The organism is Pedobacter sp. GW456-11-11-14-TSB4 (genome assembly GCF_059424425.1).
Genome location: NZ_JBWKZK010000001.1, coordinates 637,378 through 658,157, shown reverse-complemented (window position 1 = coordinate 658,157; position 20,780 = coordinate 637,378). Strand labels below are relative to the sequence as shown.

Annotated in this window: 23 protein-coding genes; 15 read left to right on the top strand and 8 right to left on the bottom strand. The window is 34.2% G+C overall.

Translation table 11 applies throughout. From position 1 onward, the window contains the following. From AC07XU_RS03020 to AC07XU_RS03000, 5 genes are all read right to left on the bottom strand, one after another. Entirely contained in the window at positions 1 to 699 is a 699-nt protein-coding gene (locus AC07XU_RS03020; RefSeq protein ID WP_494942139.1) for a ComF family protein, read from the bottom strand. Between the two features lie 454 nt (positions 700 to 1,153). Next, complete coding sequence (gene rlmN / locus AC07XU_RS03015) at positions 1,154 to 2,209, bottom strand: dual-specificity RNA methyltransferase RlmN (RefSeq protein ID WP_494942138.1); 1,056 nt, start codon at positions 2,207 to 2,209, stop codon at positions 1,154 to 1,156. A 94-nt stretch (positions 2,210 to 2,303) separates the two neighbouring features. After that, positions 2,304 to 3,296 carry a 23S rRNA pseudouridine(2604) synthase RluF gene (rluF, locus tag AC07XU_RS03010; RefSeq protein ID WP_494942137.1) on the bottom strand — a complete coding sequence of 331 codons (993 nt, stop codon included), beginning with the start codon at positions 3,294 to 3,296 and terminating at the stop codon, positions 2,304 to 2,306. 267 nt (positions 3,297 to 3,563) lie between these two features. Then, positions 3,564 to 4,061 carry a DinB family protein gene (locus AC07XU_RS03005; protein ID WP_494942136.1) on the bottom strand — a complete coding sequence of 166 codons (498 nt, stop codon included), beginning with the start codon at positions 4,059 to 4,061 and terminating at the stop codon, positions 3,564 to 3,566. 96 nt (positions 4,062 to 4,157) lie between these two features. Next, on the bottom strand, positions 4,158 to 4,847 hold the full coding sequence (locus AC07XU_RS03000) for a helix-turn-helix transcriptional regulator (RefSeq protein WP_494942135.1): 690 nt from the start codon (positions 4,845 to 4,847) through the stop codon (positions 4,158 to 4,160). A gap of 69 nt (positions 4,848 to 4,916) precedes the next feature. On the opposite strand from AC07XU_RS03000, the gene AC07XU_RS02995 reads away from it, so the two are divergent. Next, positions 4,917 to 7,376 carry a hybrid sensor histidine kinase/response regulator gene (locus tag AC07XU_RS02995; protein WP_494942134.1) on the top strand — a complete coding sequence of 820 codons (2,460 nt, stop codon included), beginning with the start codon at positions 4,917 to 4,919 and terminating at the stop codon, positions 7,374 to 7,376. Here AC07XU_RS02995 and AC07XU_RS02990 read toward each other — a convergent pair. The 3 genes from AC07XU_RS02990 to AC07XU_RS02980 form a co-directional block, all read right to left on the bottom strand. Then, positions 7,373 to 8,689: a sigma-54-dependent transcriptional regulator gene (locus tag AC07XU_RS02990; RefSeq protein ID WP_494942133.1), complete on the bottom strand. Its 1,317-nt coding sequence runs from the start codon at positions 8,687 to 8,689 to the stop codon at positions 7,373 to 7,375. The genes AC07XU_RS02995 and AC07XU_RS02990 overlap by 4 nt on opposite strands. Before the next feature lie 68 nt (positions 8,690 to 8,757). Continuing rightward, on the bottom strand, positions 8,758 to 9,066 hold the full coding sequence (locus tag AC07XU_RS02985) for a hypothetical protein (RefSeq protein ID WP_494942132.1): 309 nt from the start codon (positions 9,064 to 9,066) through the stop codon (positions 8,758 to 8,760). A 73-nt stretch (positions 9,067 to 9,139) separates the two neighbouring features. Beyond that, positions 9,140 to 9,451, bottom strand: a complete 312-nt coding sequence (locus AC07XU_RS02980; protein ID WP_494942131.1) for a hypothetical protein — start codon at positions 9,449 to 9,451, stop codon at positions 9,140 to 9,142. Positions 9,452 to 9,666: 215 nt separating this feature from the next. On the opposite strand from AC07XU_RS02980, the gene AC07XU_RS02975 reads away from it, so the two are divergent. The 14 genes from AC07XU_RS02975 to gatA all read left to right on the top strand — a co-directional run bounded on the left by AC07XU_RS02975 (position 9,667) and on the right by gatA (position 20,729). After that, positions 9,667 to 10,833, top strand: a complete 1,167-nt coding sequence (locus AC07XU_RS02975) for an amidohydrolase family protein (RefSeq protein ID WP_494942130.1) — start codon at positions 9,667 to 9,669, stop codon at positions 10,831 to 10,833. A 91-nt stretch (positions 10,834 to 10,924) separates the two neighbouring features. Further along, a complete protein-coding gene (locus AC07XU_RS02970) occupies positions 10,925 to 11,122 on the top strand; it encodes a DUF2683 family protein (RefSeq protein ID WP_494942129.1) in 198 nt (65 codons plus the stop codon). Further along, positions 11,113 to 11,373, top strand: coding sequence for a Txe/YoeB family addiction module toxin (locus tag AC07XU_RS02965; RefSeq protein ID WP_494942128.1), 261 nt, complete (start codon positions 11,113 to 11,115; stop codon positions 11,371 to 11,373). Before AC07XU_RS02970 ends, AC07XU_RS02965 begins: the two co-directional genes overlap by 10 nt. Positions 11,374 to 11,388: 15 nt before the next feature. After that, positions 11,389 to 12,336, top strand: a complete 948-nt coding sequence (locus AC07XU_RS02960; RefSeq protein ID WP_494942127.1) for an NAD(P)H-dependent flavin oxidoreductase — start codon at positions 11,389 to 11,391, stop codon at positions 12,334 to 12,336. 2 nt (positions 12,337 to 12,338) lie between these two features. Then, complete coding sequence (locus AC07XU_RS02955) at positions 12,339 to 12,461, top strand: hypothetical protein (protein WP_494942126.1); 123 nt, start codon at positions 12,339 to 12,341, stop codon at positions 12,459 to 12,461. Further along, positions 12,458 to 12,742, top strand: coding sequence for an acylphosphatase (locus AC07XU_RS02950; protein ID WP_494942125.1), 285 nt, complete (start codon positions 12,458 to 12,460; stop codon positions 12,740 to 12,742). Before AC07XU_RS02955 ends, AC07XU_RS02950 begins: the two co-directional genes overlap by 4 nt. 76 nt (positions 12,743 to 12,818) lie before the next feature. Then, on the top strand, positions 12,819 to 14,300 hold the full coding sequence (locus AC07XU_RS02945; RefSeq protein WP_494942124.1) for an oligosaccharide flippase family protein: 1,482 nt from the start codon (positions 12,819 to 12,821) through the stop codon (positions 14,298 to 14,300). 31 nt (positions 14,301 to 14,331) lie between these two features. Then, on the top strand, positions 14,332 to 14,763 hold the full coding sequence (gene dut, locus AC07XU_RS02940) for a dUTP diphosphatase (protein ID WP_494942123.1): 432 nt from the start codon (positions 14,332 to 14,334) through the stop codon (positions 14,761 to 14,763). Between the two features lie 65 nt (positions 14,764 to 14,828). Then, entirely contained in the window at positions 14,829 to 16,526 is a 1,698-nt protein-coding gene (locus tag AC07XU_RS02935; RefSeq protein ID WP_494942122.1) for a tetratricopeptide repeat protein, read from the top strand. Next, positions 16,504 to 17,298, top strand: a complete 795-nt coding sequence (gene lolB1 / locus AC07XU_RS02930; protein ID WP_494942121.1) for a lipoprotein insertase outer membrane protein LolB1 — start codon at positions 16,504 to 16,506, stop codon at positions 17,296 to 17,298. The genes AC07XU_RS02935 and lolB1 overlap by 23 nt, the downstream gene beginning before the upstream one ends. A gap of 20 nt (positions 17,299 to 17,318) precedes the next feature. Then, positions 17,319 to 18,602: a murein hydrolase activator EnvC family protein gene (locus AC07XU_RS02925; protein ID WP_494942120.1), complete on the top strand. Its 1,284-nt coding sequence runs from the start codon at positions 17,319 to 17,321 to the stop codon at positions 18,600 to 18,602. A 46-nt stretch (positions 18,603 to 18,648) separates the two neighbouring features. Further along, positions 18,649 to 19,041 (top strand): Sec-independent protein translocase subunit TatA/TatB, encoded by a 393-nt coding sequence (locus AC07XU_RS02920; protein WP_494942119.1) that lies wholly within the window; start codon positions 18,649 to 18,651, stop codon positions 19,039 to 19,041. Between the two features lie 32 nt (positions 19,042 to 19,073). Then, on the top strand, positions 19,074 to 19,283 hold the full coding sequence (locus tag AC07XU_RS02915; RefSeq protein ID WP_494942118.1) for a Sec-independent protein translocase subunit TatA/TatB: 210 nt from the start codon (positions 19,074 to 19,076) through the stop codon (positions 19,281 to 19,283). Between the two features lie 24 nt (positions 19,284 to 19,307). Next, positions 19,308 to 20,729 (top strand): Asp-tRNA(Asn)/Glu-tRNA(Gln) amidotransferase subunit GatA, encoded by a 1,422-nt coding sequence (gene gatA / locus AC07XU_RS02910; protein ID WP_494942117.1) that lies wholly within the window; start codon positions 19,308 to 19,310, stop codon positions 20,727 to 20,729. Positions 20,730 to 20,780 lie beyond the last annotated feature (51 nt).

The window sequence follows — 20,780 nt, the reverse complement described above, 5'->3', positions numbered from 1 at the left end:
TTATTCTGCAAAAGCCACAGCGGCTATACTTAATTTTTTAATGCCAATATTTAATAACGCATTGCCACAGGCTTCTAGTGTAGCGCCAGTTGTAATCACATCATCTACCAACAAAATATGCAAATTTTTTAATTCTTCCTTATGATCAATATCAAAAACAGACTGCATGTTTTCGTATCGCGTATATCTTGCTTTTTTTGTCTGTGTTTCGGTAGATCTAGCTCTTATTAAATGCTGTGTTCTTACACTCACATTTAAGATTTCAGCAATTCCATTTGCAATAGTTTCACTTTGATTGTAACCACGTAACCGCTCTTTGCTGTAATGCAAAGGTACAGGCACAATTAAATCAATATTTTTATAATCATTACTTGCTGCTAATTTTTCGCCAAGTAAATTACCCAATTTAACGCCAAGTTCTGTTTTTCCTTTGTATTTTAAACCATGCATTAAGTTTTGCACCTTGGTTCCTTTTCTAAAATACAACATTGCCATGGCATCGGTATCAGGCAATCGGCCCCACAATTGCTTGGCGACTTGATTTTCAGCGTTTAAATGAAAATCTGTAAAAGGCAAATCACGCAAACATTTAATACAGATTTCTTTCTCACCATAATACAAGTGCGTACCACAAGCATTACAAAGCTCTGGGAAAAGCAAAGCAGCCAGATCTAAAGCTAATCGATTGATGGTAAACATGTTTCAATTTAGCAAAATTCTTTAAAAAAGAGAAGGTTTATTTAGTTATACAAATTTCTGTTTATAAAGTTTTCTAAAACCCTGTCAATACTTAATTTTTTTGAAAAACAATGTTGGTGATCCTCGGCTAATGTAGTCCCGCTTTCCATTTCTGCCGATGAAAAATCGGCATTCACTTTAATCGGGTTTATTAAACAAAGTTGATGGTTCTTGGCGGTATGCGGCCCTAAATAGTAGCAAGGACCTGCGGTTTTAAACCTGCCTACCGAGAGTCAGGCGGGATTGTAATGAAAATCCTTTTTGTTTCATTGAGCTTTTACCGCTTCAGTAACCTTTTAGAAGAAAGTTATAAAGCTCAAAAACAGAAAGATTGTAATGGATAGCCCGACCAATATTCAATCGAACTTCTGTTTTTGCTTTTCTAAAAAATTTAATTAAACTTTACTATAGCGAATTAGTTATCGGCAGTTTCTTTAACCGCTAGTTGGCCACATGCGGCATCTATGTCTTTCCCTCGACTTCGCCTAATGTTGGTATTTACACCATGATTGCGTAGGTATGTTGCAAAAGCATCAATTTTATCGCCTTCGGCATTTATAAAATCTGCAAATTGGATAGGATTATATTCGATTAGATTTACCTTGCAAGGCACGTGCTTACAGAATTTAACCAATTCCATCGCATCCTGAATTTCATCGTTAAAGTTGTTAAATACAATGTATTCGTATGTTACTGGGTTTTTGGTTTTTTGGAAGTAGTATTTTAAAGCTTCGGCCAATGCCTTTAACGAATTATGCTCTGTAATTGGCATAATCTCATGGCGTTTAATATCGTTGGCAGCATGTAACGACAAGGCTAAGTTGAATTTAACGCCATCATCGCCCAACTTTTTAATCATTTTTGCAATACCTGCAGTTGATACTGTAATGCGTTTGTAAGACATGTTTAATCCATCTGGTGCGGTTATACGTTCGATAGATTTAAGCACATTTGCGTAGTTTAACAAAGGCTCGCCCATGCCCATGTATACAATATTTGTTAACGGAATGTTGTAATTCTTTTTAGCTTGCTGATCAATTAAAACTACCTGATCGTAAATTTCATCCGCATTTAAATTACGTTTGCGATCCATATAACCCGTAGCACAAAACTTACAGGTTAAGCTACAGCCAACTTGTGAACTTACACAGGCGGTCATTCGCTCTTCTGTTGGTATTAAAACGCCCTCAACTATATTTCCATCGTGCAAACGGAAGGCATTTTTTATGGTATGATCATTACTAAATTGAGCACTATTGATTTCAACAACGTTGATGGTGTAATTTTCATCCAATTTTTTTCGCAAATCTTTTGATAAATTACTCATCTCCTCAAAACTACGAGCGGATTTTTCCCAAAGCCACTGATAAACTTGCTTTGCTCTGTATGCAGGCTCTTTCATTTCAGTAAAATGTTGCTGCAATTGAGGCAAGTCTAATGAACGGATGTCAGTTTTTTTAGTGTTAATCATGTTGTTACAAAGGTAATTAAAAAGCTTGAGGCATGAAAGCTACAGTTATAAGATGAATTTATCTTGATACTTGATACTCGCTACTCAAATCTTGCTACTTCCTTTTCGGACTTTTTATTTTTGCTGCCGGAGCACCTGGTCTGCCGTTTGATGGTCTGGTTGGTCTTTTGCTTGGTCCGTTACTTTTAAACCAATCGTTTGTAGCAGCATTGTTGTTGCTTCTTGGTGCACCACCAGCTGATCTGTTATCTGGGTTTGATTTAGGGCTTGCTGTTCTGCCTTTTGATTTTGCAAAACGCTGTGCAGGTTTTTCTAATTTTTCTTCAGTAGATTTTTTATTCACCCTTTTTGGTGCTGAAGGCTTTTCTGAACTAGATTTAGCAACCATTTTAAAAATTTCTGATTGTTCTTCTTCAGTCAACTCTCTCCAATCGCCAGTTGGCAAACCTTTTAAAGTTATATTCATGATGCGTGTACGCTCTAGTTTGGTAACTTCAAAGCCAAAATATTCGCACATTCTGCGTATTTGCCTATTTAAACCCTGTATTAATGTAATCTTAAAAACGAAAGGACTTTCTTTTGTTACTTTACATTTTTTGGTCATTACACCCAAAACTGGTACACCTTTACTCATACCTTCAATAAACTGATCGGTTAAAGGCTTGTTTACAGTAACGATGTATTCTTTTTCGTGGTTATTGCCGGCACGCAGTATTTTATTTACTAAATCGCCATTATTTGTTAAAAAAATTAAACCTTGCGAATCTTTATCTAATCTCCCGATTGGAAAAACACGTTCACTGTGGTTTACATGATCAACTATGTTTCCTTTAACATTAGCCTCAGTAGTACTAGTGATACCAACAGGTTTGTTATAAGCTAAAAGGATAGAATTTTCTGCCTGCTTAGGTTCAATTGTATTGCCATTAACATTTACAATATCTCCAAAAAACACTTTATCGCCAACTTTAGCTTTGCGTCCATTTATAAAAACCTGGCCAAGTTCTATAAACCTGTCGGCTGCTCTTCTAGAGCATAAACCGCTTTCACTAATGTATTTGTTTAATCTTGTCGTTGGCTCAGTCATTGATAAAGTTATTTTTGAAAGAGCAAAGTTAACAATTTAACACATCTATACATTAGAACTAAATAGAAACATAAGCCCATCAGTATAAAACCGATGAGCCTTAAACAAAACGGCCTTGTCATTTTGATGATTTACTGATGTTTTATGAAAGATAACGTATTTGATTATCAGTACTTTTTTGTGGTGCTGAAGAAGGGATTAATGGAAATTCTCGAATTGGAATGGAAACTTTGTCAATCTTTTAAAGATTGACAAAGTAACAAGCTATTAAAAACTCTGGTCGTCTACAGTTGGGCCATAACTAGCCGGCACAGGAATATTTATCAAGCGAAAATAAACACCCAATTGCGCTCTGTGATGAGTCGTTTGACTAAAAGCAACCCTAATCATCTCATATACTGTTAAATCAACATGTATAGTTTCCCCAGTTCTTAAAAGCCATCTTTCACTAAGTATTTCTTGCGATGCATTTGTTAAACTTTCTCTTGCATCATTTAAATTCTGTTCTAATAGATCTAAAAGATCAGCGTTGTTTGCTATTTGTACAGGTTCATAAGGGCTAGTTGCAAAATCAAGTTCTTTTGTGGTTAACGCTAATTTTATCCAGCCAGGTAATTCTGCAATGTGGGTAGCAAGAGCTTGCATTTTCATACTTTTTTCATGAGGAGCCCAATCTGCTTTTTCTAATGGAACACTGGTTAAAAATTTACGTGTAATTTGTGCTTCACTTTCTAATTCTGTTGCTAATAATTTTAAAATATCCATAATTTTATGAGTTTATAACACAAAGAAAAGTGCAGTGACTGACAACCCTATGGCAGTGCAAAAAAGGAAAATAAAATTTATTTTTAGGAGTCGTTGTTAGTAGTTAACAGGTAACAGTTTCATGTATTCATTTAATGCCATATGTTCGGTTTTTTTAAAAGGGATTTCTGAGCATTTTACGTTAATAATCCGGTCTATTTTAAAATCACGATATTCATTTCTTAAATGGCACCAGGCAATTAAATGCCAACTGAAAGCATAAAAAATCAATCCAATAGGTTCAATTTCTCTTTTGCTAATTTCTTCTTTATTACTTTTATAGTTTATTTCTATAACGCATTTAGCTGATATCGCGTTTTGCAAAATAGAAAGATATTCAAAATCATTCGCTAAACAATCTGGCAACTGAAGTTTAATACTTTCATTTAACTTTTCTAGTTTTTCTAACTGCGAAGTTTTTAATACTGCTTTAACCTTATTTAATGCAGCGTTATAATTATTGAGGATAGATTTATCTGCAAAACCCACAAGAAAACGCTCCATAAGTATCAAAGCGTTGGCTTCATCACAATTAAAAGAAATAGGTGGTAAAAAATAACCTTGCACAATAAAATATCCTTTGTGTTGCTCAAAACTTAGCGGTATACCTTGTTCGCTCAGCGCCTTCATATCTCTGTAAACAGTTCGAATACTTATTTGATATTGGTTGGCAATCTTTTCTGCGGTTACATATTTTTTAGATTGGAGTAGAATTAAAATTCCGAAAAGCCTATCAATTCGATTCATGATAGTTAAAGATATGATTTTATGAAAACTATTTAGCAATAAAAAATATTATATGTAGTTATAAAAACGATGGTTAATCAGAAAAGATTTATTGAAGCTACCAAAGGCAAGATAATAATTGGCTTTTTATTAGCTTGCTTTGCGCTTTTGCTAGCTTGGGGTATTAGTAAATTTGTATTTGGTGAGATGCTAAATACGGTTGAGCAACTTTCGGCACCAAATAACAGGTTAAGAATTGTAAATGAGCTCTCCCACCAAACAGCCAGGTTAGATCAACTTCAAAAAGATCAAGCATTTAATAATGATGCCAATCGCAATAATTTTATTTTAAAAACTAGGCTTTTAAGAAAAAGTTTAGATACACTTTCTCAGTTATATGAAGGCGATACTGCTCAATTACTGCGTATTAAATCAATAAAAAAATTATTAGCCGACAGAGATAAACAGTTTTTAGCCTATTTAAAAGTTAGAGAAACCTTGGTTAATACCAAATCGTTTTCTAATGAGGTAAAAAAATTGAATGATTTAGTTTCGCAAAGATCTAGAGAAGCAGACAGTGCTATTCTCACTACTCGAACTTCTACCTCTACAACTACAATTGCTCCTGAAGATGATGGAAAATCTAAAGGTTTTTTAAATAGACTTTTTGGTAAAAAGAAAGCAGAGGTTTATAAAATTATTGATGAGGAGTTTTTGGTTAAACGAGACACACTAAATGCAGCTGTAGAGGATAGCGTGATGCGTGGTATTGAGAGCTCTTTGTTAACAATAGAAAAGCAACAACAATACAAAAGCAATAGATTTTTAAGGAAAGAAGCCGATTTGGCCAATGCTAGTAATCTAATTACACAACAAATGCTCACTTTGTTGCGAGAGGTAGAGGCAGAAACTGTAGCTCAAATTGATTTAAGAAATGCAGATGCTAAAGCTGTTGTGGGTGATGGAATTATACAGATAACTATAATCATATTAGCCTTTTTTTTAATTACCTTAATTTTAGGTTATTGGATACTAAGAGACATCGGTAAAAGTAACCAATATCGAATTGCTTTAGAGGAGGCAAAAGAGGAAGCAGAATATCATGGCTCTGCGAAACAGCGCTTTCTATCTAACATGAGTCATGAAATTAGAACACCACTGCAATCAATTTTGGGTTATTCAGAATTGATAATGCGACAGGAAAATCCTAATAAAAAGCATATCAAAGCCATACATAGTTCATCAACTCATTTATTGCAAATTGTAAATGAAGTATTGGATTATAACAGAATTATCTCAGGGAAATTTAGCTTTAATCTTCAAGATTTTAATATTGCTGAAGTTTTAGATGAAGTTATTGCGGGCATTCTTCCGCTAGCGGATAAAAAACAGATCACATTTAGCCCAATAATAAATATAGATGATCATTATTTTGTAAATGGAGATCCATTTAGGCTAAAACAGATTTTATTTAATGTTTTAGGAAATGCAGTTAAGTTTACTATAAAAGGTAACGTTGCATTTAAGGTTTCTGCTAAAAGAACGGCAGACGAAATATACTTCAATTTTATTGTAGAAGACACAGGTATTGGCTTTGATGACACGAATACAAATGTGATTTTTAAAGAATTTGAACAAATTGAAAAGCCAACTCACCAAACCATTAATAAAGAAGGTACCGGTTTAGGATTAGCAATTGTTAAAGAGTTAATTGACAATCAAGGTGGTAGAATTGATGTTAAAAGTAAGATTAATATAGGCACTACGTTCAGCATCAATCTAAAATATCCAGCCGCTAAACAACAAATAGCTGAAGCTAATTTTAGCGAGCCAGTAAGTAAAATTAATAAACCAAAAGTTTGGGTAATTGATGATGATTTATTGATCCTTGAACTTTGCGGTTTAATTTTCAATCAACAAAAAATTCCTTTTGCAAAGTTTAGTAGTGCTAAGCAGTGTTTAGCGCATCCGATAGATAATGATGTAAAGTTTGTGTTGGTAGACATGCGTTTGCCGGATATGTACGGACTTGATTTATTCGCTTTGTTAAAAGAAAAATTGCCTAATGGTGTTAAGTTTTACGCCATCACAGCCCAAGTATTGCCTAACGAAAAAGACCATATTATAACTGCAGGATTGGATGGGCTAATCACTAAGCCATTTAAGGCGAATGATTTACTTTCTGTAATTGATACGAATTTTGCAGCAGATCACATCACCTACGATTTAAATTCTCTCGAAAGAATGACGATGGGAGACAAGGAAATGCTGAAAAAAATATTAATTCAATTTAAAAAGGATTGCTTAAGTGATATTTCTGAATTACAATTAAATGTTGAGGAGCAAAACACAGACAAAGCTAGGTTAATTATCCATCGTTTAGCGGGAAGAATTGCACAAATTGGTGCTAATGATTTAGGCTCTGAATTTAGAATATTAGAGCAAAAGATTGCAAACGCAGAAGAAATAAGTGAAGATGAAAAGCAGCAAGCAGCATTTTTAAGCTCACAGCTTCATATATTGATTGAGCAATTGGTAAAAGAAGATTAATTGATACTATATTTCTCCATTTTACTGTATAATGTTTTGCGATCTATATTGAGCATTTTAGCCGCTTTAGATTTATTGTGCTTAACTTTATTTAGCGTTTCGATAATTAAATTTTTCTCATTTACCTCATTAATTGCTTTTAAATCAGAAGAATTAGGTAGCTGCACCTGCTCAACAGCCATTGTCATTTCTTCTGGCAAACTTTGCATGGTGGCTTCAACACCCGGACTAAGCAAAACCATTCTTTTAATTACATTTCGCAGCTCTCTTAAATTTCCTGGCCAATCATATTTCAATAATAATGCTTTTGCATCTGCGGCAATTTGAAGCACATTTCTGTTTAGTTCTTTGTTGGCAAGGTTTACAAAATGTTGTATAAAAAGTTCTAAATCTTTTCCTCTTTCTCGCAACGGCGGGATAATAATTTTAAATTCATTTAAACGATGATATAAATCTTCTCTAAACTCACCGGTTTTCATGGTGTTGTTGAGTTCATCATTTGTAGCTACAATTATCCTAACATCAACATTAATCAATTTGTTGCTTCCCAAAGGCTGTATCACTCTTTCTTGTAATGCCCTTAAAAGTTTAATCTGAACTTCGTAGCTTAAGTTTCCAATTTCATCTAAAAAAAGTGTTCCACCATTAGCCATTTCAAATTGCCCTTTTTTATCATTTAAGGCGCCAGTAAATGCTCCTTTGGTATGGCCGAAGAGTTCGCTTGCAGCTAAGTCTTTAGATAATGCACCACAATCTATTGCAACAAAGGGTTTGTTTTTTCTTTTACTTTGGTTATGTAGGGTTCTTGCAGCAAATTCTTTTCCTGTGCCGCTTTCACCCTGTATAATTACAGACATATCGGTTTGTGCCACCAAATCAATATGTGCGTATAAGCGATCAGAAACATCGCTTTTTCCTTTAATGAGATCCTTATTTTGGTGAACTTTTTCTACTTTTTTATCAAGTAAACCCTTAATCACCATCAAAAGTTCATCAGGATTAATCGGCTTTGTAATATAATCGAAAGCCCCTAATTGTATTGATTTTACTGCTGTACGTACATCATTAAAGCTTGTCATAATGATAATTGGAACTTGCAACCCCTTATTACGAACGTGTTTTAGTAAATCTAAGCCAGTTCCATCTGGTAATCGATAATCAATTAACAAAAGCTCATATTCTTGTTTCTCCACAAATGTAAATGCCTGATTTAGATCTGCAGCAGTTTGTATAGCATAGTTGTTTTTGCTCAAAAATCCTTCAATTATTTGAGCAAAAGTGGCATCATCTTCAACAATGAGTATTTGAGACATATACAAAAATAACAAAAGCCAGAGAAAATCTGGCTTTTGTTATTATATAAGACTTAATTTTTGGGAAATTATTCTACTGGTTTACCTTCTGCGTCAAATTTTAAAGAACCTACTTGTTCTTCTTTTTTAACATCAACTTGGTAGTACATTTTTTCTCCATCTTTAACGCTAAACGCTGCTGTTGGGGTCCATGCTGCATATGGTTCTACTTTCAAAATATCAGCAATAGGTTTTGGTAGTTCTTCTAATTTAATTGGAGTTTTAACCACACTATCCTGAACTGTAACAACTTGGTTAACGTTTTTTACTTCTGATGCTTGCGCTGTTGCAAATCCTGCGAATGCTAAAAACGCAGCTGATAAAATTAACTTTTTCATAATATGTTTTTTAGATGTTGCTTAACTAGCAACGTTAAAATTTAATTGATTGAGCTTTTAGATGTATTTTAAATTACTCTACTGGTTTACCTTCTGCGTCAAATTTTAAAGAACCAACTTGCTCTTCTTTTTTAACATCTACTTGATAATACATTTTTTCTCCATCTTTAACACTAAATGCTGCAGTTGGTGTCCATGTAGCATAAGGTTCAACTTTTAAAATATCTGCAATTGGTTTTGGTAATTCTTCCAATTTGATTGGAGTTTTAATTACGCTATCTTTAACAGTAGTAATTTCGATATTGTTGATTTTAGAGTCTGAAGCTTGTGCTGTTGTGAAACCTGCGAATGCTAAAAACGCAGCTGATAAAATTAATTTTTTCATAATGTATAATTTTTAAATTTTATTTGTGAAACTATACTAACCTATAGTACATAATGGTGCCAAGCTGTGCCAAAACTTTTAAATTATTGATAATTAGTGCTTTGGGTAAATTTTAACTTTTTAAAAGTTGTGGAGATGTGCAACACTTTGTTGCAACAGGCAACATTGTTTAGGTAAGCTTTTGTGTTTGGTAAAAGAATGCAGTTAATTTGTACATGCAAAAGTTTATTTCAGCCAATTGGATATTTCCTATAACTACACAACCTGTAAAAAACGGAGTTTTAGAGATAGATAGTAAGGGGAAAATTTTACAGGTGCTTACTCAAGCCGAAGCAGAACAGAGAGGTATAAGAGATATATCATTTTATGAAGGAGCATTGGTTCCTGGCTTCATCAATACCCATTGTCATTTAGAGCTTTCGCATTTGTTTAACAAAATACCAGAACATATCGGATTGCCAGCATTTGTAAGAGAAGTGGTAGCTCAACGAGCTGCAAATGATGATGAGGTACTAGCGGCGATGGAATTAGCAGATCAACAAATGTATTTAAATGGTATTGTGGCCGTTGGCGATATAGCTAATCAATTGATATCGAAAGATATTAAAGAAAAAAGCAAATTATATTACCACACATTTGTGGAGGTTTTCGGATTTAATAGACCATCAGAACCATTAATAAGTGAGGCAATTGCGATGAAGTCTGCTTATATTCCTTTAAAAGCCAGCATAGTTCCTCATGCCCCATATTCTGTTTCTTCAGATTTATTTAAAAAAATAGCTTCTATCACAACAACAGATGATTTGTTGAGTATTCATAATCAAGAAACAGCTGCCGAGAATGAATTTTTTGAATCGGGATCTGGAGATTTTGATTTGATGTATCAGCGCTTAAATATTCCAAAAGCAGAGGTTCACGGCAGTGGTAAAAATTCATTAAATTATCATCTCCCAAAACTGCCTAAAAATGTAAATACACTATTAGTGCACAATACTTTTAGCAGCAAAGCTGATTTAGATTTCGCCAAAAGTGAACATCAAAAATTGTATTGGTGTTTATGTCCCAATGCTAATTTATACATTGAAAATAATTTACCTGATGTAGATTTGTTAAGATCAGAAAACGTAAAAATAACTTTAGGAACAGATAGTTTGGCAAGCAATCATCAATTAAATATTCTCTCAGAAATGAAAAATTTGCAAGACCATAAACATATAGCGTTTGCAGAATTATTAAAGTGGGCTACGTTAAATGGGGCAGAGTTTTTAGGTATTGATCACCAATATGGAAGTTTTGAAGTAGGTAAAATGCCTGGGATAAATTTAATAGCTTTAAATTCTAATTTCGCCGTAATTGATCAAAAGGTGCAAAGGATAATCTAAATTTTAGGTTAGGTAGTAATTGTTTATCTTTGTTTAATGCAACACGCATCAAGGTTAGCGTGGCAATAATCATTCATCAAAAAATCTATTTATGTCAACTTTAATTGTTCACCCAGAAAATAAAGAACAACTTTCGGCTCTTAAAGCCTTTATGAAAGCATTTAATATAGTTTTTGAGGAGAATAAACAACCTTATAATCCGGAGTTTACTGAAAAGATAAAATTAAGCAAGAAACAGGCAGCTAACGGTGAAACTGTAAAAGTAACGCTTGATGAAATATGGAAATAGAATTCACGCTAGTTGCAGCTGAAGATTTAAAATATTTTAAAAAGTCTGGTAATCAAGCTATCTTAAAAAAAATTCGCACACTGTTAGAGAGCATCCAAGAATCCCCTTTCTCTGGCATAGGCAAGCCAGAAGCACTTAAATACGAGCAAGCAGGAAATTGGTCAAGGAGAATAAATCAAGAACATGGATTGATTTATGAAGTACAAGAATTTAGAATACTTGTGCACTCATTAAGGGGACATTATTTATAGTTCAAACTTCTGCTTATGACTAACCCAATCTGTAACCTTTTTAACATCAAATATCCAATTATCCAAGCTGGTATGGTTTGGTGCAGTGGTTGGAAATTAGCTGCTGCGGTTTCTAACGCAGGCGGATTAGGAATTATCGGCGCTGGCTCCATGTATCCTGAAGTTTTAAGAAAACACATTCAAAAATGTAAAAAAGCTACTTCAAATCCATTTGCGGTTAACGTTCCTTTGCTTTATCCAAATGTGAAAGAAATTATGGATATTTTAGTAGAAGAAAAGGTAAATATCGTTTTTACTTCTGCTGGTAATCCAGCTACATGGACTAACTTTTTAAAAGAAAAGGGAATTACAGTAGTCCACGTTATTGCCAATACAAAGTTTGCGATAAAGGCTCAAGATTGCGGCGTTGATGCAATTGTAGCAGAGGGTTTTGAAGCGGGCGGACATAATGGGAGAGAGGAAACCACAACTTTGTGTTTAATTCCGATGATCAAGGCGGCGGTTAAAATTCCGGTTATCGCAGCTGGTGGAATTGCAAGTGGTAAATCGATGTTGGCCGCTTTTGCTTTGGGTGCAGATGCCGTGCAAGTAGGTTCGGCATTTGCAATAGCCGAAGAATCATCCGCTCATCCAAATTTTAAAGAAAGAATTATTTCATCTGCCGAAGGCGATACCAAATTGCGTATGAAAAAGCTGGTGCCAGTTCGCTTATTAAAAAACGAATTTGCAGATGCTGTTGCTCAAGCTGAAGCTGATGGAGCGGGAGCTGAAAAATTAGCAGAATTGTTAGGCAGAGCAAGAGCAAAATTAGGTATGTTTGAAGGCGATATGCAACAGGGTGAGTTAGAAATTGGGCAAGTATCAGCTATGCTGGATGAAATTAAGCCCGCAGCAGAGATTTTGAAAAATATTTGGAATGAGTTTTTGCAGGAAAAGAAAAATTTAGAAAATTTGAAGTTTTAACTATGCTTTTTAAAAGAATATTAGCCGTTGTAACCGTTATTTTAGTGATTTTAGCAATTGTGCTTTTAAAAAATAAAGGCAAACAATCTGCTGTTAAACAAACACAACAAGAAGCCAAGCCATGAAACATATTAACATAAAAGTAACGGGTAAAGTACAGGGAGTGTTTTTTAGAGCGAGTACCAAAGCGGTCGCAGATCAAATGGGTGTAAAAGGCTTAGTGAAAAATGAAAAAGATGGTTCGGTTTATATAGAAGCTGAAGCTAATGAAACTACTTTAGCTATGTTTGTTGAGTGGTGTAACGAAGGACCAGAAAAATCAAAAGTAGAAAGTGTTAGCACAGCAGAAGGAGATCTTAAAAATTATCGCAACTTTGAAGTAGTAAAAAAGAATTTACTTTGGTAGTTTATTGTTAAATTGTTTGATTGTTTGATTGTTGGGATTGATCTCACATCTCACATCTCAATACTCAAATCTAAAAATGTCTGTTTATAAAAAATTTCTTGGTCAGACTGCAATTTATGGTCTAAGCACCGTATTTTCTAGGTTATTCAATTTTATTTTAACGCCAATTTATACTTCTGTTTACAAAAAAGGTGTATATGGAATTTTTACAAATATGTATGCCAATGCTTCTCTAATTAATGCTGTTTTGGCATTTGGTATGGAGAGCACCTATTTCAGATACCTCAATAAATTCGAAGATAAAAAACAAGAAGTTTACAACAATTCATTTTTGTGCATCGCTTTTATCTCAACTTTATTTTTAGCAACAGGGTTGATTTTTTCTACGTCCATTGCAACTTATTTAGCTACAGATATTTCGGAAATAGCTGACTATAAGCAATACGTAAGCTTTTTTCTTTGGATTTTATATATCGATGCCATTTGCGTAATTCCGTTTGCCAAACTTAGGGCAGATGGTAGGCCTTTTAAATATAGTGTTGCCAAATTTTTAAACATCGGATGTTTTGTTGGCTTTAACTTGTTTTTTATTTATGTAGTGCCAGCTTTCATAAAAAATGATTGGATTGGTGCTTCTTGGTGTTCGTCATGGTACCGATTTCAATGGATTGGTTATGTATTTTTGTCTAACCTAATAGCAAGTGTAGCCACATTTATTTATCTATTGCCAGAATTTTTAAAGCTACAATTGAGGTTTGATGGTAAATTATTTAAAAATATGTTTAGCTACAGCTGGCCAATTTTAATTGCAAATTTATCATTCATCATTAATGAGAATTTAGATAAAATTGTGCTTAAAAAATTATTGCCTGTTGATATTGCTGACGGAGAAGTTGGTATTTACGGAGCGGTTTGTAAAATCGCCATTTTTTTAAGCATCTTTATTACCGCATTTAGATTGGGTGCAGAGCCTTTTTTCTTTAGCCATGCTAAACAACAAAATGCGAAGCAAACTTATGCGGTTATTTTAAAATATTTTGCAATATCCTTGGCAATTCTATTTGTCGCTATTATTGCCAATATAGAGTTATTAAAACATTTTATCCAAAGAGAAGAATATTGGGTGGGCTTACCAGCGGTACCTTATTTATTATTAGGTTACGTTTGTTTAGGTATTTATACAAATCTTTCTATTTGGTATCGTTTATCAGATCAAACACGATATGGTTTGTACATTTCTGTAGCTGGGGCGTTAATTACAATAGTTTTAAATGTAATTTTAATTCCTAAATACAGTTACATGGGTGCCGCATGGGTAAGTATGTTGGCGTATTTTGTGATGATGGTATTATCTTACGTTCTAGGTCAAAAACATTATCCAATACCCTATAATTTAAAGAAAATTTCAGCCTATTTGCTTATATCTACAATTTTGGTTTTTACCTCATTTTTTCTTTTTAATAGAAATATATACATCGGCAATGCTTTGTTAATTGCATTTGTTACCGGTGTTGTTTATTTTGAAAAAAATGAAATAATGACAATGCTGAAGCGATAATATTTCTCAAACTCACATCTCAAGTCTCCATATGAATATCAAAATCATCAACCATTCTACACACCCACTACCAGCTTATGAAACCGCTCATGCTGCGGGTATGGATTTAAGAGCATTTACTCCAGAAAAAATAACTATTAAACCTTTGCAACGTTTGTTGGTTCCAACAGGTTTGCATATAGAGTTACCAATCGGTTACGAAGCACAAATTAGACCACGTAGTGGATTGGCTTTTAAACATGGTATTGGCATTGTAAATTCGCCAGGTACCATTGATGCAGATTACCGCGGAGAGATTAAAGTATTATTGATAAATTTATCAGATACCGAATTTGTAATTAATGATGGCGATAGAATTGCACAAATGGTTATTGCAAAACACGAAACAATTAGCTGGGAAGCTGTTGATGAACTAAGCGATACGGCTCGTGGCGCAGGTGGTTACGGGCATACTGGGAAATAATTCTCAGTTTGCAGGTTTTTGTTGTCAGTCTGAGCGTAGTCGAAGACCAAAATTTTATAAAAAGCATGAAATTTAAAATACTATTTTTCCTTTTCTGTTTGGTAAGCGCAAAAAACTTTGCGCAAGACATGCCTGTGTCTGACAATAGGGAAGGTAATGTAGTTAAAGAGTTGTTCTTTACAGGATTGAAGGATAAAATGGCCGAGAATTATGTAAAAGCCAGTGTTAGTTTCACTAAAGTTATTGCTTTAGATCCAAAAAATGATGCAGCTTATTTTGAGTTGGCATCGATGAATTATAGACAGAACAAATTACTTGATGCAGAAATCAACATTAAAAAAGCAATTGCGTTAAAGCCAGAAAATATTTGGTATTTAAGGCTCAATGCCGAGGTTTATAAACGCAATGGAAATATGGAGGCATTAGTTAATGTGTTTGATCAGCTAATTAAAATGGCCCCAGAGACTGAAGATTTTTATTTTGATAGAGCAAATGCGCTGTTCATTTCTGGTAAGGTTGATGATGCAAAGACTGCCTACGACTTATTAGAGCAAAAATTTGGAAGTTCTAAAGAGTTGATGATGGCCAAACAGCGCATTAATTTAAACGGCAAAGATGATAAAAGCGACACTGCTATAGAAAAACTAATTACCGAAAATCCAGCCGACGTAAAAAATTATCTTTATTTGAGTGGTATTTTATTAGAAAAAAATAAACAAGAAGAAGCTATAGAGTTATTACAAAAGGCGAAAACCATCGAGCCAACTAACTTCGAAATAGATTTAGCTTTAGCTGATGTTTATCAATCTCAAAGAAAAAATGAATTGGCGATTGTGCCTTTAAAATCTGCATTTGCTCAAGTAGAAATGCCAGTTGCTAATAAAATTAAAATTATAACATCCATGTTGCCACGATTTAACAATCAGTTAGTGGCTAAAGATGCTACAGATTTGACAGAAATTGCCATTAAAACCCATCCAAATGATGCGAAACTATTGTTAATTTATGGCGATGTATTATATCAACAAGGCAATTATAGCATGGCCAAAAGGCAATATGCTGCCGTGTTGAAGTTAGAAGAGCAAAATTATTTAGCATGGCAAAAGCTGTTGGCTGTACAAACTTTAATAGGTAATTATGATGAAGCCATTAAAACTGGTGAAGATGCGTTAACCATTTATCCAAATCAGGCTATTTTATATTATTACAGAGCTTTTGCTTTGCACAGAAACGGACAAAATGCTGAAGCTGCTTTAGAAATTAAATCAGCTTTGCTTTTAGATGGAGATGACCAAAACTTAAAAGCAATGATTTTTGCATTGCAGGCCGAAGTTTTAATTGACCAAGAAAAATTGAAAGAGGCTGATGTAGCCTTTGATAAAGCGATTGCTTTAGCGCCAGATAATTATTTAACCTTAAGCAATTATGCTTACTATTTGGCGTTAAGAAACCATAACCTGCCAAAAGCAGAAATGTTGGCAGAAAAGGCAGCAAAGGCTTTGCCTAAAAACGCCTCTGTTTTAGATACTTATGCAATGGTTTTGTTTAAGCAAGGCAAAATAGATTTAGCGTTAAATTTTATAGAGCGAGCGATGCAAAACAATGGTGCATCAAATCCTGTTTATTTGGAACATTACGGTGATATTCTTTTCTTGAAAGGAAACAAAGATAACGCTGTTGTGCAATGGCAAAAAGCCAAAGAAGCCGGAAATGGTTCCGAAAAACTAATTAAGAAAATAAATGAGAAGAAATATTTTAAATAGCCTAATTTTTGCTTCATTAACCGTATTTGCAGTAGGTTGTAAGCCAAAAAAAGTAATTGTTGCTGCCCCAGTTGCAAGCACAGAAAAAGTGGAGGCAGGCGCTGATAAGAAAACTGAGAATTTAGCGTTATTAAAGAGTAAAGATTTAGCTTTTAATACGCTTTCACTTAAAGGAAAAACCACTTTAGATGTTGATGGCGATGTGAATAATGTTACCATGAATATAAGAATGGAAAAAGACAAAAAGATTTGGGTGAGTGTTACAGGTTTGGCCGGTATTGAGGGCGTTAGAGCTGTAATTACGCCAGATAGTTTGTTAATGAGAAATAATTTGCAAAAAACTTTTGTTCAGAAACCGTTTAGCTATATCTATGGTTTTACCAATAAGCAAGTTAATTTTGCGCTATTACAATCTATACTTTCTGGTAATACAATAAACGAATTTATGGTAGAAAAATCTAGCTTAGCTCAAGAAAATGGGGTGTGGGCGGTAAGTGGAACTACTAGCGATTTGTTGTACAAAGTTTTATTTAATACTTTGCTAAAACCTGCGGAAGTAAATTTAAATGATGCAAAAAATGGACAAGCATTAAAAGTTGTTTATGGAGATTATACCCAGATTAATAACGCTTTATTCCCGTCTAGCTTAAAATTGAACTCTATGGCAGGAGCAAAAAAAATCAACATTTCTATAGAATTCAATAAAATTGACAGCAATGTTCCGGTTACCTTCCCTTTCTCAATACCTAAAAATTTTGAGCGAGTAAACTAATTTTTATATTTTTGGCGTAAATGAAGTTAAACAAACTATTTCTTTCTCTGCTATTTATTGTTTTAGCTAATACAGCTTTTGCACAACAAGATAGTAAAGAACTTAAAGCACTAAAGCAAAAGAAAGAAGCCATAGAGCGGCAAATTGAGCTTGCGCAAAAAAATCTGAATAAAACGGCAAGTGGTAAAAAACTTACTTTAGGACAAATCAATACCATAAAAGCTCAAGTGAGGTTAATGCAGGATAAAATCGGCACCATTAACTCAGAAATGAGAAGTTTGGATAATCAAATTACAGAGAATACAGGTAAGGTTCATAATCTTCAATTGCGTTTAAGTGATTTAAAGAAGCAATATGCCGAAATGATTAGGTTTGCGCAGCGAAATAAAAACTCTTATGATAAAATGATGTTTGTTTTTGCTGCAAAAGACTTTAATCAGGCTTATAAAAGGATAAAATCTTTACAACAATTTAGTCAATATCGCAAAAAGCAAGCTGCTTATATACAAGGAACAGAGAAAGATTTGAATAATCAGATATCTGTTTTAGATAAAGACAGGAAGGCGAAACTGGATTTACTTAAACAACAAGAGAGCGAGAAAAGTAGGTTAGATAGGAAAAAGAATGAGCAAGCTAAAGTTTTAACAGGTTTAACGAGAGACGAAAGAAAATACAAGCAAGACATTCAGAAGAATAGACAACAGCAAGCAGCAATAGATCGTCAGATGAGAGCTGAGATTGCTCGAATTATTGCAGAAGAAAAACGAAAAGAAGAAGCAAGGATAAAGGAAGCAGAGAGATTAGCTGCTGCAAAAGCAAAGGCAGAGGGTAAAGAAGCTCCTGTAGTTAGCGCAAAACCTCGAACTACAAGTCAGATTTTAAGAAATAGCCCAGAAGATGCAAAACTTTCTGATGCATTTGAAAATAATAAAGGAAGTTTGCCTTGGCCAGTGCCTAGTGGTGTAATTACCAGTAGATTTGGGCCATATTCTGTTGGAACTGCAAAAGGGCAAAATGATGGAGTTACTTGGCAAACAAGTGAAGGAGCAAGTGTAAGAGCTGTGTTTAACGGTAAAGTTGGTAAAATTGGCAATATATTCGGTAAGTATTATGTTTTGATTAGACATGGAGAATATTTTACCGTTTATCAAAATTTAAAATCTGTAAGTGTATCAACTGGGCAATCGGTTACCACCAGACAAACAATTGGTACTGCTGCAGAAAATGAAGGTATACCAGAGGTTGGTTTTCAGATTATTAGAGGAGCAACACATCTAAATCCAGAAAGTTGGGTAGCAAGATAAACCTAAAGTTATATTATTACGTATATTTGTATAAAATCGATTTAAAATGTATCAGAGCACACTATTAGACTTCTTAAACATGGGCGGCGGAGAGATGATGCTGATTATGGTCGCTGTGCTTTTGTTGTTTGGTGGTAAAAAACTACCTGAATTAGCAAGAGGATTAGGTAAAGGAATCAGAGAATTTAAAGATGCTTCAGAAGGTGTAAAAAGAGAAATCCATCGAAACATTAATTCCGTAACTAATGAAGAGGAGTTGAAAAAGGAAGATGAAAATCATGCCTTGCGTCACCATCCAGTTGAAGAGGAAGTAGCAGTTGTTGATCCTTATTCTGGACCAATTGATCAAATAGACTTAGATCAAGATCAAACATCAATGGCTAAAGTGGAAGAAGAAAAAATTAAAGTTGAGAACAAGAGCAACGAAACTCATTCTTAACAGTTTTCATAATATTAAATATAAATATAATCATGGTACAACCAACAATTTTAGCCGCTATTGGCCCAATGGAGATTACACTAATTGTAGTAGTGTTGTTGTTACTTTTTGGCGGTAAAAAAATTCCTGAATTAATGCGTGGTTTAGGTAGAGGAATGAAAGAGTTTAAAGAAGGAAAAGATGGAGTTGATGGTGAAAACACCACTAACACTACTAACAACCCTAACCAAACTAAACCTTAATTCGTAAAATCTAAATCTCCAATTTTGAAGAAATATACCTCTTTAACAGAGATACAAGGACAACTTACGCAAAAGCAGCTTAAAATTGAGGACTTATTAACCCATTATTTTGAGCGAATTAAGCAAAACGAACACCTCAAAGCTTTTAATGAGGTGTTTTTTGATTCTGCCAAAAATCAGGCAGCAATTGTTCAGCAAAAATTAGAAAATGGTACTGCTGGCAGACTTGCGGGTATGGTCATTGGCATTAAAGATAATATTTGCTACAAAGATCATCAGGTTTCGGCATCATCTAAAATGCTCGAAGGTTTTATTTCTCCCTATTCATCAACTGTAGTTGAACGTTTAATTGCTCAAGATGCCATCATTATTGGCAGGTTAAACTGTGATGAATTTGCGATGGGTGGCTCAAATGAAACTTCCTATTATGGTGTAGTTAAAAATGCAGCAGATCAGGAGCGAGTTGCAGGTGGATCTTCAGGTGGTTCGGCTGTGGCGGTGCAGGCGGATATGTGTTTAGCAGCTCTCGGAACCGATACAGGTGGATCTGTTCGCCAACCAGCAGCATTTTGTGGTAACATTGGCTTTAAACCAACATACGGTCGTATTTCCAGATATGGTATTATCGCCTATGCTTCATCATTTGATCAAGTTGGTACCATTACCTCATCTATTACCGATGCGGCTTTATTATTAGAAATTTTGTCTGGTAAAGATGATGCAGATAGCACAGTTTCGGCATTGCCTGTTCCAAATTACAGCCAGAACTTATCGCAAAGCGGAAGTAAAAAAATAGCGGTTTTAAAAGAAACTATTGATAATGAAGCTTTAGATCCTGAAATTAAGGAAGCTATTTTAAAAGCGATTGAAGCCTTTAAAGCTCAAGGACACACTATTGAATATGTTTCTTTTGATATGTTGGATTATTTAGTGCCTACCTATTATGTTTTAACTACTGCAGAAGCTTCGTCAAATTTATCGAGATACGATGGTGTGCATTATGGTTATAGAAACACGCAGGCAGAAAGCCTAAACCAATTGTATAAAACATCTAGAGCCGAAGGTTTTGGTGAAGAAGTTAAACGTAGAATTTTATTGGGCACCTTCGTTTTAAGTGCCGGATATTATGATGCATATTACCAAAAAGCACAACAGGTAAGAAGATTAATTAGAGAAAAAATAGAAAATTTACTGGTTGATTATGATTTTCTCTTAAGTCCTGTTACGCCAACACCAGCCTTTAAAATAGGCGAAAATATGCAAGATCCTTTGGTAATGTATATGGCAGATATTTATACTGTTTTAGCTTCATTAGCTGGTATACCGGCAGTTGCGTTACCATTGGGCAATAATAAAAGCGGTTTACCGTTAAGTGTACAATTAATGACCAAGCATTTTAATGAAGAAGGATTGCTCAATTTATCATATCGTTTTTTAAACGAATAACAATTTACGTCATTTCGACAAAGCGCACTTGTTCCGATTTTATATCGGAAG